Here is a 23,995-nt window from a genome sequence, read left to right as displayed (position 1 = left end):
CCGGTGAACTCCTCCGCACTGATCGGCTGGTACGAGCGTCAGGCCCGTGACCTCCCGTGGCGGCGCGACGGTGTCACGGCATGGCACATCCTGATGAGCGAGATCATGCTGCAGCAGACGCCCGTGGCCCGGGTGGCACCGATCTGGGAGCAGTGGGTGCAGCGCTGGCCGGTGCCGTCCGCGATGGCGGCGTCCGGTCAGGGCGAGGTCCTGCGAGCCTGGGGCAAGCTCGGCTACCCGCGCCGCGCAATGCGGCTGCACGAGTGCGCGGGAGTTCTCGCCACCGACCACGGCGACGTCGTCCCCGCGGACGTGGACGTGCTGCTGTCACTGCCCGGCATCGGCGCCTACACTGCACGCGCCGTCGCGTGTTTCGCATACGGTCAGCGGGTACCGGTGGTCGACACCAATGTCCGGCGCGTCATCGCCCGCGCGGTGCACGGCCACGCCGAACCGGGCAACCCCTCCACCAAACGCGACCTCGCCGACGCGGAGGTCCTGCTGCCGCGGACCCGGGCGCGTGCGGCGGTGTTCTCCGCGGCGCTGATGGAACTGGGTGCGACGGTGTGCACGGCGCGCACCCCCGACTGCGGGCTGTGCCCGCTCGACAACTGCGCGTGGGTGGCCGCGGGCCGGCCCGCGCACACCGGACCGCCACGCAAGGTGCAGAAGTTCGCGGGCACCGACCGGCAGGTGCGCGGCAAGTTGATGGACGTCCTGCGCGGCAGCCACGGGCCCGTCGAACGCGTGCACCTGGACCGGGTGTGGCTCGTCGACACCGCGCAGCGCGACCGCGCGCTGGACTCGCTGCTCGTCGACGGGCTCGTAGAGCAGACGCCAGACGGACTGTTCGCCCTCGCCGGCGAGGGCGGCGAACGCGACTGAGTCGCGCCGCTGCGGGCCACGGGTCGCACTCGCGATCACGGCTGGGGTCCCTCTTGATGCCGTTCAGGTATATTTTGCTGGCATACATTGGGTGCGAGCAACCCAACCATCGGACGGAGACGGCGATGACCTCGACGAGCGAGACAGGCAAGCGGGAGTCGCTCGGCGCGCGAGTCGCCGAGACACTGCGGTCGGCCATCGTCGACGGCGAGTTCGACCTGGGCGAGGCGCTGTCGGAGGACGCCGTGGCCGAGGCCCTCGGGGTGAGCCGCACCCCGGTGCGCGAGGCGATGCGGTTGCTGCAGACGCAGGGCCTCGTCGAGGTCGTTCCCAAGTCCGGCACGTACATCTTCCAGCCGAGCGCGGAGGAGATCTCCGAACTCTGCGAGTTTCGAGCCGCGTTGGAGATCAAGGCCGCGACGCTGTCGTTCGACCGCAACCGCGAGGCCACACTGCGTGATCTGCGTGCCGCGATCGCGACGATGGGGCAGGCACGGCCGGGCCGGGACGCGCGCATCTACGGGAAGGCCGACACCTGTTTCCACGAGGCGTTCTTCACCAACTGCGGGAATCGGTACCTGCAGAACGCCTACCAGATGAACCTCGGACGCGTGGCCGCGTTGCGGACGCACCTGACCTTCCTGTCCCAGGCGGAACCCGATCGATCCTTCGCGGAGCACGAACAGATGGCCGCAGTCTTCGACGGTGGCCGCAAAGGTGACCTCGAAGGACTGCTCGAGACACACATCATGCGCACGCGGGACAGCTACCTGACCGCGTTGCGGACGCGCACCGAACTGGAGAACAGTTCGAAGATCGACCACCTCCGAAGGAAACTCCGCGTCGGCTGATCGCGCCGGACGACCTTCCCGTGTCCACCTGACGTGTTCCTGCGCTGGTTCGCGGCCCGAGCATCCACCGAGATCGACGACGCGGACCGACGCTGGTGTTCTGCATCACCCTGCTCTAGTATCCTAGATGTTGCATTCAAGTGTGGGTTCCCAGAACCCCGGGAGCCGCGGCCGACGCCCTCCCCCTCGCACCCCGACCCGCGCATCCATCAATGAACAGGAAACCTCATGGTCACTGCCTCATTCGGCCCCACACAAGAGAAGCAGGCACGCCGCGCCGCTCTCGGCAGCTTCGCCGGCGCCGTCATCGACTGGTATGACTTCATCCTCTACGGACTCATCGCAGCGCTGGTCTTCAACACCGAGTTCTTCCCGAACGTCAGCCCCGCGATCGGCACCCTCGCCGCCTTCGCGACCTTCGGGGTCGGGTTCCTGTTCCGGCCACTCGGCGGCGTCGTCTTCGGGCACTTCGGTGATCGCCTGGGGCGCAAGCGAATGCTGGTCATCACCATGTCGGTGATGGGTCTGGCGTCGGCACTGATCGGCGCCTTGCCCGCCTTCGACTCGATCGGCTGGTGGGCGCCGATCCTGCTCGTCACCCTCCGCGCAATCCAGGGCTTCGCGGTGGGCGGCGAGTGGGGCGGGGCCGCGCTGATGGCGGTCGAGAGCGCACCGCCGAAGAAGAAGGCCTTCTACAGCAGCGGAGTTCAGGTCGGCTACTCGGTCGGACTGATCCTGGCCACCGGTTTCGTGACGCTGATGAACAACGTTCTCGACGACGCCGCGTTCACCAGCTGGGGATGGCGCGTCCCGTTCCTCGCGAGCATCCTCCTGGTCGGAGTCGGGCTCTGGGTCCGCTCCCAGGTCGAGGAGAGCGAGGAGTTCGTCGAAAAGGTCGAGAAGGCAAAGGAACTCGACGACAAGCGCATCCCGCTCGTCGAAGCACTGCGCGCCCACCCCACGGCGTTCCTCCAGATCATCGGCCTTCGGCTGTCCGAGCTGTTCATCGGATACATCGTCACGGCGTTCGCACTCAACTACGCGACGAAGGAACTCGACTTCGACCGCGGCTTCATGCTCAACGTCATCCTCCTGGTCGGCGCGCTGGGCATCGTGACCATCCCGACCTTCGCCTACCTCTCCGACAGGTACGGCCGGAAGCGAATCTACTTCGCGGGCTCGATGATCGGCGCCCTCTGCGCCGCCCCGTTCTTCCTGGTGATGGAGAACGGATCGACGATCGGCACGGTGATCATGGCAGTGCTGCTGTTCAACATCGCCCACGACTCGGTCGTCAGCGCCCAGCAGCCCATGTTCACCGAGATGTTCGGCGCGGAGTTCCGGTACAGCGGCGCCGGCGTCGGGTACCAGGTGGCAAGCGCGATCGGCGGCGGGTTCACCCCGTTCGTTGCCGCACTGCTGGTCAACGTCAGCGGTGGATCGTGGTACCTGGTCGCCGTGTACCTGGCCGTCGGCTGTCTCGTCTCCGCCGTGATCGCGGCAAGGATGCCTCGGCGATCGTCGCCCGTAGCAGCAGAGAACACCGTGAGCATTTCCGCATAGCTCGTCCCGACCACACACCCGAGGACTCCAATTCATGAATGCAGCAGACAGACTCAGGGCACTGCTGGCGCCCGGACAGCCGATCGTTCGCGCTCCCGGTGCCTACGATTCGGTGACCGCGCGCATCGTCGAGCAGGCCGGCTTCCCGGCGATCTACATGACGGGCTTCGGCGCCACCGCGTCCCGCCTGGGCCTGCCCGACATCGGACTGCTGACCCAGACCGAGATGACCGAACACGCCCGAAACATGGTCCGCGCCACCACTGTTCCCGTGATAGCCGATGCAGACACCGGTTACGGTGGCCCGTCGAACATCCATCGCACCGTCGAGGAGTACATCCAGGCCGGAGTCGCAGCGATCCACCTCGAGGACCAGGTCGCCCCGAAGCGGTGCGGACAGTTGTCCGGGATCCGGCTGATGGCCGCCGACGAGAGCGCCCGACGGGTCGAGGCTGCGTTGGCCGCCCGGGGGACCGAGTCACTGCTGGTGATCGCGCGTACGGACGCCCTCGGCGCCACCGGCCGCGAGGACGCGATCGACCGAGCCAAGCGCTACCGGGACGCCGGAGCGGACCTGATGTTCGTCGACGGTGTCAAGACCCGGGCCGACATCGACTACGTCGCCGAACATCTCGATGGCCCGAAGGTCGCGTCGCTGGTCGACGGCACCGACGCCGCCACACTGACCGCGCACGATCTTCAGCAGCGCGGCTTCTCCCTGGTCTTCTACGCCCTCACCGCACTGTTCTCCGCGGTCACGGCGGTCCGGCAGTCCCTGCGCGAGCTGCACGACACCGACACCATCCCGGTTCGCCCGTCCACGATCACCTATGCCGACTACTCCGAACTGGTCGGTCTGGGGTTCCATCAGGAACTCGACTCCCGGTACGGCGCGTAGCCCGTCCCCGACAGGAGAATTCACATGTACAAGATCGTCGTCACCGACTACGAGTTCGCCGACCTCGCGCCCGAGCAGGCTGTGTTCGACGGGCACGACATCGAATTGGTCGCCGGCCCCTTCCCCACCCGGGAGGCACTGGCAGAGGCCTGCCGGGACGCCGACGCCATCCTCAACCAGTACACCCAGCTCGACGCGCAGTTCATCGCCGGACTACAGCGGTGCCGTGTGATCAGCCGGTACGGAATCGGCACCAACACGATCGACCTCGACGCGGCCACTGCCGCGGGGATCATGGTCGCCAACGTGCCCGACGGGTCGATCGAAGACGTGTCGGACCACGCCGCCGCGATGATCCTGGCGTTGTCCCGGGGTCTCGGCTCCTACGATCGCGCGCTGCGCAACGGGGTCTGGGACTACGCGGCCGCCAAGCCCCTGCACCGCTTGCGGGGCGGCACGCTGGGTCTGGTCGGATTCGGCAACATCCCGCAACGACTGGCCCGGAAGATGGCCGTCTTCGGGATGGAGACCGTCGCGTTCGACCCGTACGTCAGCGCGGACGAGGCGTCCTCCCGAGGAGCCCGACCGGTCGGGCTGGACGAGTTGTTGACGATATCGGACGTGGTGTCGGTTCACGTCCCCCTCACGGCCTCGACGCGAGGCTCGATCGGTCGTGACCAGCTGGCCCTGATGAAACGCACCGCGATTCTGATCAACACTGCGCGCGGCGGCGTCGTCGACGACGACGCGCTCGCCGAGGCCCTGCGCGCCGGCCGAATCCGAGGTGCCGGACTCGACGTGTTCACGTCCGAACCCATCTCCGGTGACAGCGCGTTCACCGCACTGGACAACACCCTGCTGTCCCCGCACGCGGCCTGGTACTCGGAGGAATCGGAGCTGGAGATCCGCCGCAAGACCGCGCACAACGCGTTGACCACGCTCACCGAGGGTCGTCCCACCTACCTCGTCAACCGGGAGGTCACGGCCCGCGCCATGACCTGAGCGGTCACGTCGTCACCGGGTCCGGCGTCGCCGAGCCCGTGTCGGTCACCGGAGCCGACCGACGGCCGTGCACTCACCGGTCCGCGAACTCGGCGAGGAACGACTCGACCGCGGCGCGGTACTCGGCCGGGCGGTCGTCGTGCACCAGATGGCCGGCGCCCTCGATCCGTTCGTAGCGCGTCGGGCCCTGCCGGGGGGTACCCGCCATCTGCCGCATCTGCCCGGCCGGGGTGATGGTGAACTCGCCTTCGATCAGCAGTGCCGGTGCGTGCACGTCCCGCCACTGCGCCCAGAAGTCGCGGGTTCCCCACTCCTCGGAGATGTCGCGCCACACCGGCACCTCGCCGTGCAGGTGGTAGCCGTCCGCCCTGAGCTCGAACGAGTCCATGAAGTACTGCGCCGCAACGGGTCCGAAGAAGTCGACCATGGTCGGCTCGTCCCGGAACGGCGTCGGCCACGACCCGATCATCGCGGCCCAGTCCGACGCGGTGCGGCCACGGAAGTCGGGGGCCATGTCCTCGACCACCAGGGCCCGCACCCGGTCGGGGTGGGCGGCCGCGAAACACCAGGCGTGCAGTCCGCCCATCGAGTGCCCGATCACCGTCATCGGGCGCTCGATCGGGGCCAGAGCCTCGGTCAGGTCGGCGACGAACGCCTCGGTGGTCAGTTCGTCCGGCGCGGGCCTGCCGTGGCCGGCCGCGTCGAACGCGTAGACATGGCCGTGCTCGCGCAGCCACGGCACATGCCTGCGCCACGTACGCGCGCTGCCCATCAACCCGTGGAGCAACAGAATCGGTCCGCCCGCCCCACCCTCGTCATGCAGCACGGAACCGAGATTAACCGGACATCCGGGCTGCGGGTCGTCGATCGGGTCGGCCCGGTCCCGCAGACGCCGCGCCGCGAGTACTCTCGCGGCCATGGCAGTGGTGAAGATCAACGCAATCGAGGTGCCCGAGGGCGCCGGTCCGGAGCTCGAGAAGCGGTTCGCCCAGCGTGCGGGCACCGTCGAGAACTCGCCGGGGTTCCTCGGCTTCCAGTTGCTGCGTCCGACGGGCGGCGAGACCCGCTACTTCGTGGTGACGCAGTGGGAGTCCGAGGACGCCTTCGCGGCCTGGCGCAACGGCGACGCCCGGGCGGCGCACGCCGGTGAGGCGAAGAAGCCGGTCGCGACCGGCGCCTCCCTGCTCGAGTTCGAGGTCGTCCTCGACGTCCCCGCGAAGCAGGCCTGACCCGTCCCCCGCGCACCGGTCGTCGCACGACGGCCGGTGCCTTCGTCATCCCACGTGTTCGCGCAGGGCTGCCGCCGTGGCCGCGTCCACCGGATGGAACGTCTCGATCGCCAACTCGGCGACGGTGACGTCCAGCGGAGTGCCGAAGACCGTCGTAGTACTGAGGAACTCCAGTTCTCCTGCGACCGTGCGGATTCGGATCGGCACCACGAGCGCGCCCGGTTCCGGGTCGACGGCGGCGTCGCCGCACGGATAGCCCGCCAACTCCGCCGCGAGGCCACCGAGCACCGTGTCTCCGGTCACCGCGATCTGATGTTCGAGTCGATGCATCAAGTGCGCCCGCCACTGGCCGAGATTGACGATCCGCGGCGCCATGCCCTCCGGGTGCAGACTCAACCGCAGCACGTTCACCGGCGGCTCCAGCAGATGCCGCGCACACCCGTCGACGAGCACGGCGACCGCACCGTTGCCGTCGACGAGATTCCAGTGGCGGTCGACCACCACCGCCGGTGAGGGCAGGTACGCGTGCAGGATCTGCCCGATCGCCCGCGCCACCGACGCCATCGGAACGTCGCCGAGCCCGTGCTCCGGATAGGCCGGTGCGAACCCACCCGCGAGCAGAAGCGAATTGCGTTCCCGCAGAGGGATCTCCAGCTGTTCGGACAGCCGGATCAGCATCGCCCTGGTGGGCCGCGACCGCCCGGTCTCGAGGAAGCTGACGTGCCGGGCGGAGACGTCGGCGAGGCCGGCAAGCTGGAGCTGACTCATCCGGCGGCGTTCGCGCCACTGCCGCAACAGGACTCCGACGGGCCGATCCTCCACGAGCGTGGTCATGTCCCGAGCCTAGGCGTGTCCGCGGGAGCCGATCCATTACCTCCGAGGTAATCGACTCGGGCGCGCGGCGGCCGCCACAGTGGTGGACGTCGACCGGCCGCCCGGGCCGGCCCCCACCGATCGGAGAGACGACATGACCGAATTCGACGCCCTCGCAGCCAAGTACATCGCGGTGTGGAACGAGACCGACCCCGATGCCCGGCGGGTCGCGATCGAAGACCTGTGGACCCCCGACGGGCGGTACGTCGACCCGACGGTCGCGGCGCAGGGTCACGCGGACATCGACGCCACGATCGGAGCCGTGCAGGGCCGGTTCCCCGGTATGCGGTTCCGGCTCCGCGGCCCCGTGGACGGCCACCACGAACAGGCGCGCTTCGGTTGGCAACTCGGACCGGCCGGCGCCGAGGACCTCGTCGCGGGCTTCGACGTCATCGAGCGCGACGAGTCCGGACGGCTGGTGCACGTCCTGGGGTTCCTCGACAAGGTGCCGTCCTGACCGTGCCGATTGACAGCGCAGGCACCTCGGTGCGACAGTGCGCTGGTAATCGCGATGTCGACGGGAATCCGGTGCAATTCCGGAGCGGTCGCGCCACTGTGTTCGAGTGTCCACTCGACAGCCAGACCCCGTCGTCGTCGCACAGGGCTTTTGCGGGACGCGTTATCCCAGGAGGAACCAATGGCTGTCGTTCACACCCCCGACAGGTCGACCGCATCGGTCGGTGTCGCGTTGATCATCGCGGGCGTCGTCCTGCTCGCGATGCTGACCCTGTACCTGGTCGGTTTCGACCAGGGCGCGGTCTCGCGGACCGGCATGTACATGCACGAGCTCATGCATGACGGTCGGCACCTGCTGGGGCTTCCGTGCCACTGACCGACGCATTCTCGAAACTCCTCGTTCGTGGGCTGCTGGCCGGACTCGTCGCCGGCCTGCTCGCCGGTGCCGTCGCCTTCGTGATCGGCGAACCACACATCGACGCCGCCATCGCGATCGAGGAAGCCGCCTCCGCTCCGGCGGAGCATTCACACGAGACCACCACCGCACACACTCACGGCGACGACACCCTGGTCAGCCGGGACGGACAGCGGGTCGGACTGTTCCTCGCGACCACCCTCGCGGGGCTGGCGCTCGGAGCGATCTTCGCGGCCGTCGCACACTTCGCGCGGAGGCTGACAGCGCTGTCCGGTCCGGTGCTGGCGATGACGCTGGCCGGTCTCGGATGGCTCGCGATCGAGGCTGTGCCGTTCTTCAAGTACCCGGCGAATCCACCCGCGGTCGGGGACCCGGACACCATCGCCGAGCGCACCTGGTTGTGGCTGGCGTCGGTGGTCCTGGGACTGGTCGCGGTCGCGGCCGCGGTCCACATCGCGCGGCTCGCCGCGGCGTCCGGCTACCTGTCCGTCCGGGTCGGGGCACCGGTGCCGGCGTTCCTGGTGATCGTGGCGGTCGGCTACATCCTGCTGCCCGGCGTCAACGAGGTCGGGGACGACTTCCCCGCCACCCTGCTGTGGGAGTTCCGGATCTCGTCGCTCGCGATCCAGGCGACGCTGTGGCTCGCTCTCGGGGTCGGGTTCGCGTTTCTCACCGAGCGGGCCACGCGCTCCCGGCCCGTACTCGCCGCCGCGCACTGACCGACTTCCCCGTCCCGTCCCGCCCCACCCCGTCCCGCCCCACCCGGCTGAAGGTGGCCTTCGTTCGGACTGTCCGCACGAAGGTGGCCTTCAGCCGGTGGTGGGTGGGCCGGTGGTGGGTGGGTGAAGGCGGGTGGCGGCTGTGCCTGTCAGACCGCGCAGGATCCGTCGACGCACGCTCCGTCCGCGTCGGCGGAGCCGGCGAGGGTGACGATCGGGCTCGCGTCGGCGTAGGCCTTCTCCAGCAGCTGGGTGAAGACCTCGACGGGCTGCGCACCGGAGACGCCGATCGCGCGGTTGGCGACGAAGAACGGCACCCCGGAGATCCCGAGGGCACGGGCCTGCGCCAGGTCGTCGCGGACCCGCTCGGCCTCGGCGCCGGAGTCGAGAGCGGTCCGGACAGCGTCCGCGTCCAGCCCGACCTCGACGGCGATCGCGACCAGTTCCTCACGGTCGTCGATGACCCTGCCCTGCGCGAAGTGGGCACGGAACAGCGCGGCCATCACGTCCTCGCCGCGGTCACCCGCGACGTGGATCAGCCGATGCGCGTCGAACGTGTTGGCCGCTACGACGGTGTCGAAGTCCATCGTGAGCCCGTCCACGGCGGCGGTGTTCGCGACGTGCGCGAACATCTGCTTCACCTGGTCGGCAGGCATCCCCTTCATCTCCACCAGTGCGTCGACCTCGGCGCGACGCAGCCCGACCGGAGTGTCCGGGGACAGCTGGTACGACCGCCACACGACCTGCACCCGGTCGCGGTGCGGGAATCGGGCGAGGGCGGTTTCGAAGCGGTGCTTGCCGATGTAACACCACGGGCAGGCGATGTCGGACCACACCTCGAGCACGACGGCGGACTGGTCGGGAGATTCGATGCTCACAACTGGTTGAAACGTCCACCACCGCCGGATTTGTTCCGCGCGCCGCCACCCGGGTGCCGGATCCACGCCCGCGGCTGTGCCGGGTCGATCACGTCGTCGAACTCGAACGTCGTGCCCGCGTGCCGGGCCTTTCCGTGCTCGTACCACGGCAGGCGGCGCGCAGGGTGTCATCGCACCGGAGTCGTTGATCCGCTCGGTGAACCGGCGCCCGCCGGCCGTGGTTCGGCGACACCGGTTCGGGAAACTCACCGAGCGCGGCGTCCCCGTTCGACACTTCCGGAAAACAGTTCTCGACCCCGGACGCATGACGCCTCCGGGGTCGATTTGTACAGTGCCCGAATTGTTCTACGCGCGCGACTTACTTCGCGTTAGGACAATCCTTCACCCACTTCACATTTCCGTCGAAGTTGCAGCTGCCGGCATGGGTTCCGATGGCGAACGCCGGCGCGGCAGCCAGACCGAGAGGCAGGGCAATCATAGCGCCGACCAGGGCAATTTTGGCGGCGAGGTGGCGTGCGGGGGTGACGGCAGGAGTGGCCACAGAAATAGATCCTCACGTGGTGCGGCGTCGCGATTCCTCGGCGACGGAAATACCGAAGCCCTTCGCGAGGTGCCATTCTTCAGGGGGAATTCCGCGCCTCAGGGCGTCTTCACGCGTCGGCGCGGCGATATCCATGATAAATGAGCAACCGACAATTGGCGAGGACCAATCTTTTCTACGCCGATCAAATCAAGGCCGCGTCCAGCGTGATCTCGACCCCGGTCAGGGCCTTGCTGACCGGACACGACTCCTTCGCGGCCTGCGCGGCCTTCGCGAACCCGTCGGCGTCGAGGCCGTCGACCTCACCGCGGACGGTCAGGGTGATCCCGGTGAGCTTGAACCCGGGGTTGTCGGGTCCGAGGCCGACGACCGCGGTGACCTCGAGGCTCTGCGGAACCCCACCGGCCTCGCCGATCAGCGCGGACAGCTGCATCGCGTAGCAGGCCGAATGCGCCGCCGCGATCAGCTCCTCGGGACTGGTCGCGCCGTTCGCCTCGTCGGCGGCGCGCTTGGGGAACGACACGTCGAACGTCGCGAGACCCGAACTGGTCAGTTCGGTCTGGCCGGATCCCTCCTGGAGAGTTCCGTTCCATGCGGTTCGAGCGGTACGAGTGGGCATGAGCGATCCTTCCGATGACACCGGCCCGTGGGCCTGCTGACGGGAAACCTCCCCCAGTCTTCCCCGGCACCGCCCCCGCGTCACCCCGACACGACGGTCGGGTTCAGCCTTGCGGCAGGGCGCCCTCCGCTGTCCGGTCCTCCCTCTCGTAGCGGGCGAGCAATTCCCGCTCCGCGTCTCGTCTGGGGAACGCGAAGAACACCAGCGTCGCGCCGATCAGCACGATCCCGATTGCCGCGGAGTACGCGCGTCCGTCGCCGTCCAGGAACGCGGACCGGGCTGCCGCGATGATCTGCTGCCCGTACTGCGGGTAGCGCTCGGCGATGGTGACGGCACCGGCGAACGACTTCTCCAGCTCCGACTGCGTCTGCTCACTGACCTGTGACGCCTGCGGTGTCGCCTCGATGGTCTTCGTCAGCGACGCGGCGTACCCGGCGGTGAGCAGCGCCCCGAGGATCGACTGCACGATCGCGCCGCCGAGATCTCGCTGCAGATCGGCTGTTCCGGACGCCATGCCGGCCCGGGACACCGGGACGGATCCGGTGAGCGAATGCGACGCCGGTGTGCCGGCCAGTCCCACTCCCGCTCCGAGGAACATGAATCCGAGCGCGATCACCCAGTAATCGGCGTTCTCGTCCCACAGCGTCAGCGCCACCCCCAGGCCCACCAGGATGGCGAGGTACCCGCACAGCAGTGTGAAGCGCGCCCCGCGGGCCTCGACCAGCTTCGCCGACTGCGGCGCGACGAGGACCATGACGATCGCCGCGGGCAGGGCCGCCGACCCCGCGGCCAGGGTGGAGTAGGCGAGCACGTTCTGCAGGTACTGCTGGCTGATGTACAGCACGCCCATCAACGTGCCGAACACGACTATGCCCGCGACCGCGGCGACCCAGAAGATCCGGCGCCCCGCGACGTGCAGGTCGTACAGCGGGTCGCGGGCCCGCATCTGCCGGAGCACGAACGCGATCCCGGCGACGAGCGCCACCGCCAGCGCGGACAGGGCGATCGTCTCCATTCCGTCGACCGGAAGGAAGTTGATGCCGAGCACCAGGGCACCGACCAGGATCACCGACACCGTGCCACCGAAGTGGTCGACAGGTGCCGACGACTCGTTGACGTGACTCGGCACGAACACCGCCGTCATCACGAGTGCGATCACCGCCAGCGGAATGGTCACCAGGAACACCGAGCCCCAGAAGAACCACTCCAGCAGGGCGCCGGCAACCAGCGGACCCAGCGCGGACAGTCCGCCGCCGATCGCCGACCACAACGCGATCGCCTTCGTCCGTCCGGCTCCCGCCCACAGCGCGGTGATCAGGGCGAGGGTGGTCGGGTACGCCATGCCGGCCGACAGGCCACCGATCACCCGAGCGGCGAACAGCACGTACTCGTTCGGCGCGAAACCCGCGAGCAGCGACGCCGGCACCGACAGCGTCATGCCGAGGACCAGCATCGTCTTGCGGCCGTAGCGGTCGCCGACGGCACCGAGGTACAGCACGGACGCGGCGAGGCCGACGGAGAAGCCGACCGCGATCAGGTTCAGCGAGGTCTGGCTCGCGTCGAACGCCCGCCCGATGTCGGGCAGGGCGACGTTCGCGACCGCGAGGTTCAGGTTCGCCACCGCCGCAACGAGAATCAGCGTCGACAGCACCAGGGATGCACGGTTGGGACGGGACTCGACGGGAGTGGCCACGGTTCAAGTGGACACCACGACTGCCCGTCCCGCCACGGAAGTCGACGCGAAACGCCGGATGCCGTGTCCGGCGTCGAGGTCGGGGACTGCTCACAGCACACACGTTTTCGCGTGTGCACAGGGGTGATGCGCGTACACAACGGGTGCGCGGCGGAGAAAAAGGGTGTGCACAGGGGCGATGCGCCGAAAACGACGACGCCCCGCACGCTGCTGCGTGCGGGGCGTCGCGGTTGATGCGGGTGTTACTCGCCGGAGGCGGTGTCGGCCTCGCCGGCGCCGGCCAGTGCCTCGGCAGGCGAATCGGGAACCTTGACCGGCTTCGGGGTTCCGGCGAAAGTGAACTTCGCGTTCTCGCCGGCACCTTCGCCGTCCCAGCCCTCGACGTCGACGAGCACGATCTGACCGGGGCCCAGTTCGTTGAAGAGGATCTTCTCCGACAGCTGGTCCTCGATCTCGCGCTGGATGGTGCGACGCAGCGGCCGCGCACCCAGCACCGGATCGAAGCCGCGCTTCGCGAGCAGCGACTTCGCCTGCTCGGTCAGCTCGATCTCCATGTCCTTGTTCCTCAGCTGCTTCTCGACGCGACCGATCATCAGGTCGACCATCTCGATGATCTGTTCCTGCGTCAGCTGGTGGAACACGATGATGTCGTCGATGCGGTTGAGGAACTCGGGACGGAAGTGCTTCTTGAGCTCGTCGTGGACCTTGTTCTTCATCCGCTCGTAGTTCGACTCGCTGCCGGAACCGGACGAGAAGCCCAGTCCGACGGCCTTCGAGATGTCGGCGGTGCCCAGGTTCGAGGTGAAGATCAGCACGGTGTTCTTGAAGTCGACCGTACGACCCTGACCGTCGGTGAGACGGCCGTCCTCGAGCACCTGCAGGAGGGTGTTGTAGATCTCCTGGTGCGCCTTCTCGATCTCGTCGAACAGCACGACGGAGAACGGCTTGCGGCGGACCTTCTCGGTGAGCTGGCCGCCCTCCTCGTAGCCGACGTATCCGGGGGGAGCACCGAACAGCCGCGACGCGGTGAAGCGGTCGTGGAACTCGCCCATGTCGATCTGGATGAGCGCGTCGTCCTCGCCGAACAGGAAGTTCGCCAGCGCCTTGGACAGCTCGGTCTTACCGACACCGGACGGGCCGGCGAAGATGAACGAGCCGGACGGACGCTTCGGATCCTTCAGGCCGGCGCGGGTGCGGCGGATCGCCTTCGAGACCGCCTTGACGGCGTCCTCCTGGCCGATGATCCGCTTGTGCAGCTCGTCCTCCATGCGGAGCAGACGGGTGGTCTCCTCCTCGGTGAGCTTGAACACCGGGATGCCGGTCCAGTTGCCGAGGACCTCGGCGATCTGCTCGTCGTCGACCTCGGCGATGACGTCCAGGTCACCGGAGCGCCACTGCTTCTCCCGCTCGGCGCGCTGCGCGACGAGGGTCTTCTCCTTGTCACGCAGGCTCGCGGCCTTCTCGAAGTCCTGCGCGTCGATCGCGGACTCCTTCTCCCGGCGTGCGTCGGCGATCTTGTCGTCGAACTCGCGCAGGTCCGGCGGAGCGGTCATCCGGCGGATGCGCATCCGGGCGCCGGCCTCGTCGATCAGGTCGATCGCCTTGTCCGGCAGGAAGCGGTCGTTGATGTAGCGGTCCGCGAGGGTCGCCGCCGCGACCAGTGCACCGTCGGTGATCGAGACGCGGTGGTGTGCCTCGTAGCGATCGCGCAGACCCTTGAGAATCTCGATGGTGTGCTCGACCGTCGGCTCGCCGACCTGCACCGGCTGGAACCGGCGCTCGAGTGCGGCGTCCTTCTCGATGTACTTGCGGTACTCGTCCAGGGTGGTCGCACCGATGGTCTGCAGCTCACCGCGGGCCAGCTTCGGCTTGAGGATCGAGGCCGCGTCGATGGCGCCCTCGGCCGCGCCGGCACCGACCAGGGTGTGCAGCTCGTCGATGAACAGGATGATGTCCCCGCGGGTGTTGATCTCCTTGAGGACCTTCTTGAGGCGTTCCTCGAAGTCACCGCGGTAGCGGCTGCCCGCGACCAGCGAACCGAGGTCGAGGGTGTACAGCTGCTTGTCCTTGAGGGTCTCCGGGACCTCGCCGTTGACGATCGCCTGGGCCAGACCCTCGACGACGGCCGTCTTGCCGACACCGGGCTCACCGATCAGCACCGGGTTGTTCTTGGTGCGCCGGGACAGCACCTGCATGACCCGCTCGATCTCCTTCGCCCGGCCGATGACCGGGTCGAGCTTGCCTTCGAGCGCGGCCTGCGTCAGGTTGCGTCCGAACTGGTCGAGGACCAGCGACGTGGACGGGGTGCCCGCCTCGCCCCGACTGCTGCCGGACTCGGCCGGCTCCTTGCCCTGGTAGCCGGACAGCAGCTGGATGACCTGCTGCCGGACCCGGTTCAGGTCGGCGCCGAGCTTGACGAGCACCTGGGCGGCGACGCCTTCGCCTTCCCGGATGAGACCGAGCAGAATGTGCTCCGTACCGATGTAGTTGTGACCGAGCTGCAGCGCTTCACGCAGGCTGAGCTCCAGAACCTTCTTTGCGCGCGGGGTGAACGGGATGTGACCGGACGGAGCCTGCTGGCCCTGGCCGATGATCTCTTCCACCTGGCTGCGCACGCCCTCGAGGGAGATACCCAACGACTCCAGCGACTTCGCCGCCACACCCTCGCCTTCGTGAATGAGGCCGAGCAGGATGTGTTCCGTGCCGATGTAGTTGTGATTGAGCATCCGGGCCTCTTCTTGGGCCAGGACAACAACGCGCCGCGCGCGGTCGGTGAACCTCTCGAACATCGCTCTCCCTCACGTTCTTTATGGGCAGATCCCCAGCGGGATTTACGAGCCGCACCTCCACTGTAGTGGCCGGTGATGCGACCTGCGCCGCCTCCATCCCATTGAAGACGGGGACAGTCTGCACGCCTACCCGTCACAACGCGGTACCCAGGTCTTTCGTTTCCGTTCGCCGCTACGCCAACAGCGAACACGGGACCACACCCGCCGCAGAAGGCCGCCGCGGGGCACTGCGGACCCGGTCCTGGCGACGCTGTTTTGCCGGGCCACCACGACCAGCAGGCGTCAGGGCCGGGCCCACCGACTGGTCGAAGCGATGGATCGGGAGGGCTCGGTCGGACGGCTCGTCGAGGAGGCGCTCGACGTCGCCGGGACCGGGATCCGGGAGGCGTGCGTCGAGGTGGTGCGGCAACTCCGGCATCCCGTGGGGATGACCGCATCCCAAGGCCGGGGAACGGTGAAGATCGGCCCTCACTCCACTCGGCCGACAGTGCCGACGATCCCGCGTCGGAACTCGGGACCATCGACCCTAGTGAGCCGATACCGGCAGGTCGACACTGATCTCAGGACGAACGTGAGGACCACGCCATGGACGCCACCATTCCCGACACCGATGTCGTACGCACCGCTGTGGACCTGGCGTGCCGGGCCCCGTCCGTGCACAACAGCCAGCCGTGGCAGTGGCGGTACGACGCCGGTCGGCTCGACCTGTACGCCGACCCCGCCCGGCTCCTCGTCGCCGCCGACCCGCGCGGTCGGCAACTGCTGATCAGTTGCGGCGCCGCACTGCACCACCTGACGGTGGCGATGGCGTCGCTGCGCTGGCGCACGCACATCGACCTTCTCCCCCGGGCGGACGGATCGCGACAGGTCGCGTCGGTGCGTTTCACCCGCGACGCGCAGCCCCGGTCGCACGACTTCGACCTGCTCGCCGCAATCCGGCGACGGCGCACCGATCGCACCGCGTTCTCGCCGCTACCGGACCCCCTGACCGCCGAGCGGCTGCGCGCCGCGGCGGGCGCGGGCGTGACGGTGACGGTACTGCCCGAGGACGCCCGGCCCGCGCTCGTCGAGGCGACCGAGCTCAGTTCGGCGGTACGCCGCTACGACGCCTCCTACCAGGCGGAGCTGCGCTGGTGGGCCGGCCACGACTTCGACACCGACGGCATCCCCGACTCCGCCCTCGCGACGGCGAACGAGCGCGCGATGGTCTCGGTCGGACGCGCGTTCCCCGACCCCTTCACCCCGCGGCCGTCGGCGGCGCCCACGGTGGTGGAGACCGGCGCCGACCGCGCCGACGCGTCGACCGTGCTGATGCTCGGGACCCCCGGCGACGAACCGGCGGACTGGATTCGCTGCGGGCAGGCGCTGTCCGCGATCACGCTCGAGGCCACGATCGCGCGACTGGCGACGTGCACGCTGACCCACCTGACCGACGTCGACCGCAGTCGGGAGGTCATCAGAGAACTCGCCCCGGACGCCGGTGTGCCGCAACTGCTGATCCGGGTCGGGACACCGACCCACCCCGCTCCCATGAACGACACCCCACGCCGATCCGTGTCGCAGGTCCTGACCTTCGCGTGAGCTTTCGAGTTCGAGCGGAACACCGGCCCGGAATTGACGGGGAACGGAAGGGGTCGGCGTCCGCACGAACCGCCGCTATCGCAACGCAATACCACGAAACAATTTCCGGGACCCGTGAGCAGGTCCCGCCGATTTCTCTCGTTCGTGTCCGGCCCACGCCGGACCGACCGGGCACCTGCGTGCGGAGCAGGGAAACGAACGAGAAAAATTCCGGTTGGTCAGTTTGCTTTGTTGTACAGTTCCGCGATTTCCGCCGAGATACGCCCGCGCGCGGACACCGGATGCCCGTTACGGCGCGCCCACTCCCGGATTGCCGCGCTCTGCTCCCGATCGACCGCCACCCGGGACTTCGTGGCCGCAGGGGTGGGCTTGCCCGCGCGACGCCGCCCGGTGGACCGGCGAGCGTGGGTGACCCACTCCGCGAGCTGCTCCCGCAGTTTGCCGGCATTCTCGGAGGAAAGGTCGATCTCGTATGTGACACCGTCGAGCCCGAACTCGACCGTTTCGTCGGCTGCCGACTCCTGATCCACGTCGTCGATCAGTGTGACGGTGACCTTCTTCGCCATGAACCGAGTTCCCTTCGAATGAATTTCCCGCATTCCGTGCACCCTGCACCGGATTTTGCGAGTGTACCCCCGAACCTACGACGACGAATGTCGGGAATGAGGAAATTCGATTTCGAAAGTGATCAGCGAGCGGACGGTCGAACAATTGGGAACAGGATGGTTTCCCGGATTCCCAGGCCGGTCAATGCCATCAACAGTCGGTCGATTCCCATGCCGGTGCCGGTGGTCGGTGGCATGCCGTGCTCCATCGCGGTGAGGAATTCCTCGTCGAGGGCCATCGCCTCGTCGTCGCCGGCCGCGGCCAGTCGCCCCTGGTCGACGAATCGCTCGCGCTGGATGACCGGGTCCACGAGCTCCGAGTATCCGGTGGCCAGCTCGAAACCACGGACGTAGAGGTCCCACTTCTCCGTGACACCCGGCAGGGACCGGTGCTGCCGGGTCAGCGGGGACGTCTCGACCGGGAAGTTGCGGACGAACGTCGGCTCGTGCAGCTGGTCACCGCACTGGTGCTCCCAGAGTTCCTCGACCAGCTTGCCGTGACCGTAGCCCTTGTCCTTCGGCACCTCCAGCCCCACCTTTGCGGCCAGCGCGAGCAGTTCGTCCACCGTGGTGGCGGGGGTGACCTCGACACCGATGGCCGCGGACAGCGACGGATACATCTCCATCGTCTTCCACTCACCGCTCAGGTCGTATTCGGTGCCGTCGGCGAGGGTGACGACCTGCGTCCCGAGCGCGTGCTGGGCGACCTCCTGGATCAATTCGCGAATCATCGTCGCCGAATCGTCGTAGGTGCCGTACGCCTCGTACGTCTCGAGCATCGCGAATTCCGGGGAGTGCGTCGAGTCGATGCCCTCGTTACGGAAATTGCGGTTGATTTCGAAGACCTTCTCGATTCCGCCGACCACGCACCGCTTGAGGAACAGCTCCGGCGCGATCCGCAGGTACAGGTCGATGTCGAGTGCATTCGAGTGCGTGACGAACGGCCGGGCCGCGGCGCCGCCCGCGACGGTCTGCAGCATCGGCGTCTCGACCTCGAGGAAGCCCCTCCGCTCGAGAGCGTTGCGCAGCTCTCGCACCACCGCGACCCGCTTGCGGGCCATCTCCCGCGCCTCCGGACGCACGATCAGGTCGACGTAGCGCTGCCGAACCCGGGATTCCTCGTTCATCTCCTTGTGCGCGACGGGCAGCGGACGCAGCGACTTCGACGCGATCTGCCACGAGTCGGCCATCACCGACAGCTCGCCTCGACGGGAACTGATCACCTCACCGTGCACGAACACGAAATCGCCGAGGTCGACGTCGGACTTCCACGCCGCGAGCGCGTCCTCACCGATGTTCGCCAGGCTCAGCATGGCCTGCAGCTGGGTCCCGTCGCCCTCCTGGAGGGTCGCGAAGCACAGCTTGCCGGTGTTACGCACGAAGATGACCCGGCCCACCACGCCGACCTGCACACCGGTCGCGGTGTCCGGTTCCAGATCCGGATGGTCGGCGCGGATCTGCGCCAGGGAATGGGTGCGCGCCACCGAAACGGGATACGCCTCCAGCCCCTGGTCCAGGATTCGTTCCCGCTTCTCGCGGCGGATGCGAAGCTGCTCGGGGGTGTCGTCGTGGTCGGTGGCTACATCACTCACGATTGACCAGGGTAATGCCACCCGGTGTCGGGCGGCCCGGTCGGCCTTCCCGACCGGCCACGACCACTCAGTGCGCGGCGACCGTGTCGGTCTCGCGCACCACGTGCCGGGCCCGGACCGCGACGCCGAGCAGGCCCGCCGCCTTGATCGCCTGATAGCCCCCGACGAGGTCGGTGGCGTTGCGCAGACCCAACTCCTGCAGCGCCGCTGCCGCGAGGCTGGACGTGTAACCCTCGGAGCAGATGACGATCCATTCGACGTCGTGGTCGGCGGCCAGGGCGATACGCGCGTCGCTCGCCGGGTCGAGTCGCCACTCGAGCACGTTGCGCTCGATCGCGAGCGCGCCGGGAAGGATGCCCTCCCGGTCACGCTGCGCCTGCGGGCGGATGTCGACAATCTTCGCCCCGCGGGCGACGGCGTCCTCGAGTTCGAAGACGTACATGCGGCGGTAGGTGCTGCGGGCCTTCTCGAGCATCTCGTCGATGGTCATGCCGACAGTCCTTCCGGGAAATCGGTGAGCTCGGTGCGGGTGCGGCGCAGGCTGCCCTGATCGGTGACCTCGTAGTACGACATCGCGGTCAGTGGTGGCGAGTACGCATGGACGCTCAGGGTCGGCAGCTCCGGGCCGGCGGTGGTGTCGGGCGCCTGCATCACGTCGTGCACCCAGCCGAGCGGGAACGACGCCTGATCGCCGGCGCCGAGGGTGCGGTACTTGAGTTCGGCACCACCCCAACGGTATTCGGCAAGGGTGCCGCTGAGAACGGTGAGCGCCCCGAGCGAACCCGCGTGGTCGTGGAGCTCGGTCGCCTCCCCGGGAACCCAGCTGATCAGCCAGACGTCGACGTCGTCGTCGGCGTGCAGTCGGGTGGACCAACGCTCCGAGGCCGGGAAGCGACCACCGTCCGGCAGCAGGTCCGCGAACCGGCCGTCGAGCACGTCCTGCGCACCCTGGTCGGTGATGCGGAGCAGGTCGGCCGGACGGAGACGACTCGGCGACACGGAAGGACGAGCCGAGGAAACAGATATGGGTGAGGAGACCACGGAAGTGGAAAGCATGGAAGAGACTCCAGGAGGTGAGAGATCGAGGCTTGTGGACGTGCCCCAACCGAGTCGAGGCGGCGGTCAGCCTCGACAACACTCCTGAGCAACCATGCGAGCAATCACGTCGACCAGTGTGACACAAATTCGCAGTTCGGCAAAGTGTCCGAGCGAAGTTGTGACGAGTCCGGTCACACCACGGGCGAACGCCTGGCCGCACGACGGGCCTGGTTGCGCTCGTACACGATCCGCAGCCCCTCCAGCGCCAGATCCCGTTCGAGATGCGCGACGGTCTCGGATTCCGGCATCACCAACGGCGCGCTGTCGCCCGTCCCGATCACCGTGACGTCGTCACCGGCGAACGCGGGCAACTCGGCGCGCACCCGGCGCACCAGACCGTCGACCAACCCGGCGAAGCCGAACACGGCGCCGGCCTGCATGCACTCGACGCTGTTCTTGCCCACCACCGCACGCGGGCGGACCAACTCGAACTGGCGCAGTGCGGCCGAGTGCGAGGCGAGCGCGTCCGTGGACGACTCGAGACCGGGGGCGATGGCGCCGCCGAGGAACTCGCCCTTCGCGGACACCACGTCGACACACGTCGCGACACCGAAGTCCACGACGATGCACGGACCACCGTAGAGGTGATGCGCCGCAAGGCTGTTGACGATGCGGTCGGCCCCGACCTCCTTGGGGTTGTCGACCAGCAGCGGCACCCCGGTCCGCACCCCGGGCTCGACGACGACGTGCGGGACCTGGCCCCAGTACCGGGTGAGCATCACCCGGAGTTCGCGCAGCACCGACGGCACGGTGGACAGCGCGGACACCCCGACGACCTCGTCCACCCGGGACCCGAGAAGTCCGCGGAGCATCAATGCCAACTCGTCCGCGGTCATCCGCGGATCGGTCCTCATGCGCCAGTCCTGCACCAACCGCGAGTGGTCACCGGCACCGGCGAACAGTCCCAGCGAGATGGTGGTGTTGCGGACGTCGACCGCCAGCAGCACGGTTACACCAGTGCCGAGGCGTTTTCCAGGGTGCTCAGCATCCGTGGAGTGATCAGTCCCGATCCCTCCGGCGCGTGCGCCGGATCCGAACCCAGTTCGACCTGCCGGTTGTCGGCGTCGACGAACACGACGCGCGGGTTGTAGTCGCGGCACTCCTGCTCGTTCATCACGCCGTACGCGATCAGGATGACGAGGTCGCCGGGATTGACGAGATGCGCTGCGGCACCGTTGATTCCGATCACACCGCTGCCGCGCTCACCGGCGATGACGTAGGTCTCGAGCCGGGCACCGTTGTCGATGTCGACGATGCACACCTGCTCGCCCTCGAGCAGGTCCGCGGCGTCCATCAGGTCCTGGTCGACGGTCACCGACCCGACGTAGTGCAGGTCGGCGTGGGTGACGGTGGCGCGGTGGATCTTCGACTTCATCATCGTGCGAAACATGTGCTGCCCCTTACGGTCTAGCGGGAAATCCGGTGGTCGGCGGGTGCCGTGGTCTGGGTGCGGGGTTCGGTGTCCCGCTCGAGGAATCCGGTGCCGACGGCGACGCCGACGTTGTCGATCAGGCGGGTCGATCCCACCCGGGCGGCGACGAGCAGACGCCCGTCGCCACGTTCCGGCGCCGGTCCGAGATCGACGCCCCGGACCTCGAGGTAGTCGACCTCGATACCCGGTGTCGTCGCCAGCACCTCGCGTGCGGTGGCGAGGATCGCCTCCGCGCCACCGGCCGCGGCGTGCGCGCCGGCGACGAGCGCCGCGGAAATCGTGGCGGACGCGGCGCGCTGCGCCTCGTCGAGGTACCGGTTCCGGGACGACAGGGCCAACCCGTCCGGTTCGCGCACGGTGGGCACGCCGAAGATCTCGACGTCGAAATTCAGGTCCCGCACCATCTGCCGGATCAGCGTGAGCTGCTGGTAGTCCTTCTCACCGAAGTACGCGGTGTTCGGGGCCACGATCTGCAACAGCTTGGCCACGACGGTCAGCATGCCCTCGAAATGTGTCGGTCTGCTGGCCCCTTCGAGCTCCGACCCGAGCGGTCCGGGGTGCACCATCGTGCGCTGCCCGTTCGGGTACATCGACGCCGCGGTCGGCGCGAAGGCCAGTTCGACTCCCTCCGCACGCAGCAGGTCGAGGTCGGCGTCGAGGGTGCGCGGGTAGGCGTCGAGGTCCTCCCCCTCCGCGAACTGCAGCGGGTTCACGAAGATCGAGACCACCACGACGGCGCCGCGCAGCTTGGCCTGCCGGACGATCTCGAGGTGCCCGGCGTGCAGCGCACCCATGGTCGGCACCAGCGCCACCTGCCGGCCGACGCCGCGCAGGGCCTTGGTGACCTTCGACAGTTCGGCGGGCTCGTGGTGCACGGTCAGTTCGCCGCGCGTGTAGCCGTTCACCTTCGGTCCTCCAGAATCTCGATCAACGCCGGGTCGGCCCCGGCGATCTGCGCCGAACGCAGGGACAGTGCCCGGTAGCCGGCGGCGAGGTCCGGATCGACCTCGCCCAGCACCCGAAGGTGAGTGGCGACGGCGGCCCGGTCCCCGCGGGCCACCGGACCGGTCAGCGCGGCCGGACCGCGACGCAACGCGTTGTCCAGCGCGGCCGAGAGCAGCGGCGCCAGGACCCGCTCGGCCACCCCGCCCGGATCGCCGTCGACGGTCTGCTGCCCGAACAGTTCGTTCCCGGACAGCGCGACCCGCAGCGCCGCGACCGCGTCGGACACCAGCGTGACCAGGTGATTGCTGCCGTGCGCCAGGGCGGCGTGATAGAGCGGCCGGACCTCCTCGCGCACTCGCACGGGTTCGCCGCCGATCTCGAGGACCAGCGACTGCGCGATGGCGTAGCCGATCTCGTCGTCGGCGGTGATCCCGAAACACGACGACGACAGGCGGCTGACGTCCTCGTCGTGGCCGGTGAACGTCATCGCCGGATGAATCGCGAGCGGCACCGCCCCGAGCTGCGCCAGCGGCGCAAGAATTCCGATGCCGTTGGCCCCCGAGGTGTGCGCGACGATCGTCCCGGACCGGACCGAGCCGGTCACGGCGAGGCCGTGCACCAGGTCGGCGAGTTCGTCGTCGGGGACGGCCAGGATCAGCAGTTCGCAACGCGCCGCGACATCGGTCGCGGGCAGGATCTGGGAGTCGGGCAGACGCTGCTCGGCGCGTCGCACCGAGGCGTCGGAGACAGCGGAGCACGCCACGACCACGTGGCCCACTCGTTCGAGCGCCGCACCGAGTGCGGTGCCGACGCGTCCCGCCGAGACGATACCGACCGTCAATCGTGCAGGCGCCGGGTCCGGACAGGACCCACCTCGAGTGATCTCGGATGAGGTCACCGTTGTTCCTCTCGTTCGTTCCAGTCCCGCAGTGCGGGTACCGGACGTTCACAGCGAGGATAGTCGGCCCACACGACCGGCCGCCACGATCGAAAAAGTGATCTACGGCTCACTCACGACGCCGACGACCCGACCGGGTGCCCTCGGAGCCGGTGCCACTGGCCTTCATGTTGGCGATGATCTCCGCGACCGTCAGTCCGTTGCTGTGCGCCCCCGACCCCGCCTCGGCGTCGTCCGCATCCTCGGCTCGCCGCCGGGACCTGCGGGGAGCCTGGGCCTCGTCGGCGTCGAACTTCGCGGTCTCGGCCTGGGGGGTGGTGACCTTCGGGGTCTCCGCCTTCGGGGTCTCCGCCTTCGGGGTCTCCGCCTTCGGGGTCTCCGCCTTCGGGGTCTCCGCCTTCGGGGTCTCCGCCTTCGGGGTCTCCGCCTTCGG

The 23,995-nt window shown here is 68.4% G+C and carries 24 protein-coding genes, 1 pseudogene and 1 riboswitch; of the genes and pseudogenes, 10 read left to right on the top strand and 15 right to left on the bottom strand.

Annotation, left to right across the window (positions count from 1 at the left end; all coding sequences use genetic code 11):
- The first annotated feature begins 3 nt into the window (after positions 1-3).
- The 5 genes from ACFYVR_RS05640 to ACFYVR_RS05620 all read left to right on the top strand — a co-directional run bounded on the left by ACFYVR_RS05640 (position 4) and on the right by ACFYVR_RS05620 (position 5,199).
- Positions 4-885 (top strand): A/G-specific adenine glycosylase, encoded by an 882-nt coding sequence (locus ACFYVR_RS05640; RefSeq protein ID WP_387470548.1) that lies wholly within the window; start codon positions 4-6, stop codon positions 883-885.
- A 125-nt stretch (positions 886-1,010) separates the two neighbouring features.
- Positions 1,011-1,736 carry a GntR family transcriptional regulator gene (locus ACFYVR_RS05635; protein ID WP_387470546.1) on the top strand — a complete coding sequence of 242 codons (726 nt, stop codon included), beginning with the start codon at positions 1,011-1,013 and terminating at the stop codon, positions 1,734-1,736.
- A 228-nt stretch (positions 1,737-1,964) separates the two neighbouring features.
- Positions 1,965-3,299 (top strand): shikimate transporter, encoded by a 1,335-nt coding sequence (shiA, locus tag ACFYVR_RS05630; protein ID WP_387470544.1) that lies wholly within the window; start codon positions 1,965-1,967, stop codon positions 3,297-3,299.
- A gap of 34 nt (positions 3,300-3,333) precedes the next feature.
- Positions 3,334-4,197: an oxaloacetate decarboxylase gene (locus tag ACFYVR_RS05625; protein ID WP_387470542.1), complete on the top strand. Its 864-nt coding sequence runs from the start codon at positions 3,334-3,336 to the stop codon at positions 4,195-4,197.
- 24 nt (positions 4,198-4,221) lie between these two features.
- On the top strand, positions 4,222-5,199 hold the full coding sequence (locus ACFYVR_RS05620) for a C-terminal binding protein (RefSeq protein ID WP_387470540.1): 978 nt from the start codon (positions 4,222-4,224) through the stop codon (positions 5,197-5,199).
- Between the two features lie 73 nt (positions 5,200-5,272).
- On the opposite strand, the gene ACFYVR_RS05615 is transcribed toward ACFYVR_RS05620, so the two are convergent.
- Positions 5,273-6,025 carry an alpha/beta fold hydrolase gene (locus ACFYVR_RS05615; RefSeq protein ID WP_387470538.1) on the bottom strand — a complete coding sequence of 251 codons (753 nt, stop codon included), beginning with the start codon at positions 6,023-6,025 and terminating at the stop codon, positions 5,273-5,275.
- Positions 6,026-6,116: 91 nt separating this feature from the next.
- Between ACFYVR_RS05615 and mhuD the strand changes: the two genes are divergently transcribed.
- The gene (gene mhuD, locus ACFYVR_RS05610) at positions 6,117-6,428 is read left to right on the top strand and encodes a mycobilin-forming heme oxygenase MhuD (protein ID WP_387470536.1); all 312 of its coding nucleotides are present in this window, start codon (positions 6,117-6,119) and stop codon (positions 6,426-6,428) included.
- 45 nt (positions 6,429-6,473) lie between these two features.
- Here mhuD and ACFYVR_RS05605 read toward each other — a convergent pair whose 3' ends face one another.
- The gene (locus tag ACFYVR_RS05605) at positions 6,474-7,262 is read right to left on the bottom strand and encodes a helix-turn-helix domain-containing protein (RefSeq protein WP_387470534.1); all 789 of its coding nucleotides are present in this window, start codon (positions 7,260-7,262) and stop codon (positions 6,474-6,476) included.
- Positions 7,263-7,395: 133 nt separating this feature from the next.
- Between ACFYVR_RS05605 and ACFYVR_RS05600 the strand changes: the two genes are divergently transcribed.
- From ACFYVR_RS05600 to ACFYVR_RS05590, 3 genes are all read left to right on the top strand, one after another.
- The gene (locus tag ACFYVR_RS05600) at positions 7,396-7,758 is read left to right on the top strand and encodes a nuclear transport factor 2 family protein (protein WP_387470532.1); all 363 of its coding nucleotides are present in this window, start codon (positions 7,396-7,398) and stop codon (positions 7,756-7,758) included.
- Positions 7,759-7,784: 26 nt separating this feature from the next.
- Positions 7,785-7,909: riboswitch (cobalamin riboswitch) on the top strand.
- Between the two features lie 29 nt (positions 7,910-7,938).
- The gene (locus ACFYVR_RS05595; RefSeq protein WP_387470531.1) at positions 7,939-8,133 is read left to right on the top strand and encodes a CbtB domain-containing protein; all 195 of its coding nucleotides are present in this window, start codon (positions 7,939-7,941) and stop codon (positions 8,131-8,133) included.
- Positions 8,124-8,891, top strand: a complete 768-nt coding sequence (locus ACFYVR_RS05590; RefSeq protein ID WP_387470529.1) for a CbtA family protein — start codon at positions 8,124-8,126, stop codon at positions 8,889-8,891. The genes ACFYVR_RS05595 and ACFYVR_RS05590 overlap by 10 nt, the downstream gene beginning before the upstream one ends.
- 149 nt (positions 8,892-9,040) lie before the next feature.
- On the opposite strand, the gene ACFYVR_RS05585 is transcribed toward ACFYVR_RS05590, so the two are convergent.
- From ACFYVR_RS05585 to ACFYVR_RS05570, 4 genes are all read right to left on the bottom strand, one after another.
- Positions 9,041-9,769 (bottom strand): DsbA family protein, encoded by a 729-nt coding sequence (locus ACFYVR_RS05585; protein WP_387470527.1) that lies wholly within the window; start codon positions 9,767-9,769, stop codon positions 9,041-9,043.
- 725 nt (positions 9,770-10,494) lie between these two features.
- Positions 10,495-10,929 carry an OsmC family protein gene (locus tag ACFYVR_RS05580; protein ID WP_387470525.1) on the bottom strand — a complete coding sequence of 145 codons (435 nt, stop codon included), beginning with the start codon at positions 10,927-10,929 and terminating at the stop codon, positions 10,495-10,497.
- Between the two features lie 103 nt (positions 10,930-11,032).
- Positions 11,033-12,622 carry an MFS transporter gene (locus ACFYVR_RS05575; RefSeq protein WP_387470523.1) on the bottom strand — a complete coding sequence of 530 codons (1,590 nt, stop codon included), beginning with the start codon at positions 12,620-12,622 and terminating at the stop codon, positions 11,033-11,035.
- Positions 12,623-12,864: 242 nt separating this feature from the next.
- Positions 12,865-15,411 (bottom strand): ATP-dependent Clp protease ATP-binding subunit, encoded by a 2,547-nt coding sequence (locus ACFYVR_RS05570; protein ID WP_387470521.1) that lies wholly within the window; start codon positions 15,409-15,411, stop codon positions 12,865-12,867.
- A 585-nt stretch (positions 15,412-15,996) separates the two neighbouring features.
- On the opposite strand from ACFYVR_RS05570, the gene ACFYVR_RS05565 reads away from it, so the two are divergent.
- On the top strand, positions 15,997-16,992 hold the full coding sequence (locus ACFYVR_RS05565) for an Acg family FMN-binding oxidoreductase (protein ID WP_387470519.1): 996 nt from the start codon (positions 15,997-15,999) through the stop codon (positions 16,990-16,992).
- Between the two features lie 218 nt (positions 16,993-17,210).
- Here the strand turns inward: ACFYVR_RS05565 and ACFYVR_RS05560 are convergent, their stop codons facing one another.
- The 9 genes and pseudogenes from ACFYVR_RS05560 to ACFYVR_RS05520 form a co-directional block, all read right to left on the bottom strand.
- Positions 17,211-17,558, bottom strand: a complete 348-nt coding sequence (locus ACFYVR_RS05560) for an Lsr2 family protein (protein ID WP_387470517.1) — start codon at positions 17,556-17,558, stop codon at positions 17,211-17,213.
- 122 nt (positions 17,559-17,680) lie between these two features.
- Entirely contained in the window at positions 17,681-19,189 is a 1,509-nt protein-coding gene (gene lysS / locus ACFYVR_RS05555; protein WP_387470515.1) for a lysine--tRNA ligase, read from the bottom strand.
- A 67-nt stretch (positions 19,190-19,256) separates the two neighbouring features.
- Positions 19,257-19,679, bottom strand: coding sequence for a rhodanese-like domain-containing protein (locus ACFYVR_RS05550; protein WP_387470513.1), 423 nt, complete (start codon positions 19,677-19,679; stop codon positions 19,257-19,259).
- Positions 19,676-20,245: a cysteine dioxygenase gene (locus ACFYVR_RS05545; RefSeq protein WP_387470511.1), complete on the bottom strand. Its 570-nt coding sequence runs from the start codon at positions 20,243-20,245 to the stop codon at positions 19,676-19,678. Before ACFYVR_RS05545 ends, ACFYVR_RS05550 begins: the two co-directional genes overlap by 4 nt.
- A gap of 173 nt (positions 20,246-20,418) precedes the next feature.
- Positions 20,419-21,234: a type III pantothenate kinase gene (locus ACFYVR_RS05540; protein ID WP_387470509.1), complete on the bottom strand. Its 816-nt coding sequence runs from the start codon at positions 21,232-21,234 to the stop codon at positions 20,419-20,421.
- A gap of 2 nt (positions 21,235-21,236) precedes the next feature.
- Positions 21,237-21,677 (bottom strand): aspartate 1-decarboxylase, encoded by a 441-nt coding sequence (gene panD / locus ACFYVR_RS05535; RefSeq protein ID WP_387470507.1) that lies wholly within the window; start codon positions 21,675-21,677, stop codon positions 21,237-21,239.
- Positions 21,678-21,694: 17 nt separating this feature from the next.
- Entirely contained in the window at positions 21,695-22,624 is a 930-nt protein-coding gene (gene panC / locus ACFYVR_RS05530) for a pantoate--beta-alanine ligase (RefSeq protein WP_387470505.1), read from the bottom strand.
- Positions 22,621-23,562, bottom strand: coding sequence for a Rossmann-like and DUF2520 domain-containing protein (locus ACFYVR_RS05525; protein ID WP_387470503.1), 942 nt, complete (start codon positions 23,560-23,562; stop codon positions 22,621-22,623). Before ACFYVR_RS05525 ends, panC begins: the two co-directional genes overlap by 4 nt.
- 109 nt (positions 23,563-23,671) lie before the next feature.
- Positions 23,672-23,995: pseudogene (locus ACFYVR_RS05520) on the bottom strand (hypothetical protein); the annotation flags it as partial.

It is taken from the genome of Rhodococcus sp. NPDC003318, assembly GCF_042879035.1.
GTDB lineage: Bacteria > Actinomycetota > Actinomycetes > Mycobacteriales > Mycobacteriaceae > Rhodococcus_G.
Note: the sequence above shows the minus strand (reverse complement) of the source record. Positions and strands in the feature narration are given on the sequence as shown.

Coding starts and splice junctions, on each gene's coding strand:
- ACFYVR_RS05600 (WP_387470532.1), top strand. CDS start 7,396: ATGACCGAATTCGACGCCCTCGCAGCCAAGTACATCGCGGTGTGGAAC.
- ACFYVR_RS05620 (WP_387470540.1), top strand. CDS start 4,222: ATGTACAAGATCGTCGTCACCGACTACGAGTTCGCCGACCTCGCGCCC.
- ACFYVR_RS05625 (WP_387470542.1), top strand. CDS start 3,334: ATGAATGCAGCAGACAGACTCAGGGCACTGCTGGCGCCCGGACAGCCG.
- ACFYVR_RS05635 (WP_387470546.1), top strand. CDS start 1,011: ATGACCTCGACGAGCGAGACAGGCAAGCGGGAGTCGCTCGGCGCGCGA.
- ACFYVR_RS05570 (WP_387470521.1), bottom strand. CDS start 15,411: ATGTTCGAGAGGTTCACCGACCGCGCGCGGCGCGTTGTTGTCCTGGCC.
- ACFYVR_RS05565 (WP_387470519.1), top strand. CDS start 15,997: ATGGACGCCACCATTCCCGACACCGATGTCGTACGCACCGCTGTGGAC.
- panD (WP_387470507.1), bottom strand. CDS start 21,677: ATGTTTCGCACGATGATGAAGTCGAAGATCCACCGCGCCACCGTCACC.
- shiA (WP_387470544.1), top strand. CDS start 1,965: ATGGTCACTGCCTCATTCGGCCCCACACAAGAGAAGCAGGCACGCCGC.
- ACFYVR_RS05550 (WP_387470513.1), bottom strand. CDS start 19,679: ATGACCATCGACGAGATGCTCGAGAAGGCCCGCAGCACCTACCGCCGC.
- mhuD (WP_387470536.1), top strand. CDS start 6,117: ATGGCAGTGGTGAAGATCAACGCAATCGAGGTGCCCGAGGGCGCCGGT.
- ACFYVR_RS05560 (WP_387470517.1), bottom strand. CDS start 17,558: ATGGCGAAGAAGGTCACCGTCACACTGATCGACGACGTGGATCAGGAG.
- ACFYVR_RS05605 (WP_387470534.1), bottom strand. CDS start 7,262: ATGACCACGCTCGTGGAGGATCGGCCCGTCGGAGTCCTGTTGCGGCAG.
- ACFYVR_RS05595 (WP_387470531.1), top strand. CDS start 7,939: ATGGCTGTCGTTCACACCCCCGACAGGTCGACCGCATCGGTCGGTGTC.
- ACFYVR_RS05545 (WP_387470511.1), bottom strand. CDS start 20,245: ATGCTTTCCACTTCCGTGGTCTCCTCACCCATATCTGTTTCCTCGGCT.
- ACFYVR_RS05580 (WP_387470525.1), bottom strand. CDS start 10,929: ATGCCCACTCGTACCGCTCGAACCGCATGGAACGGAACTCTCCAGGAG.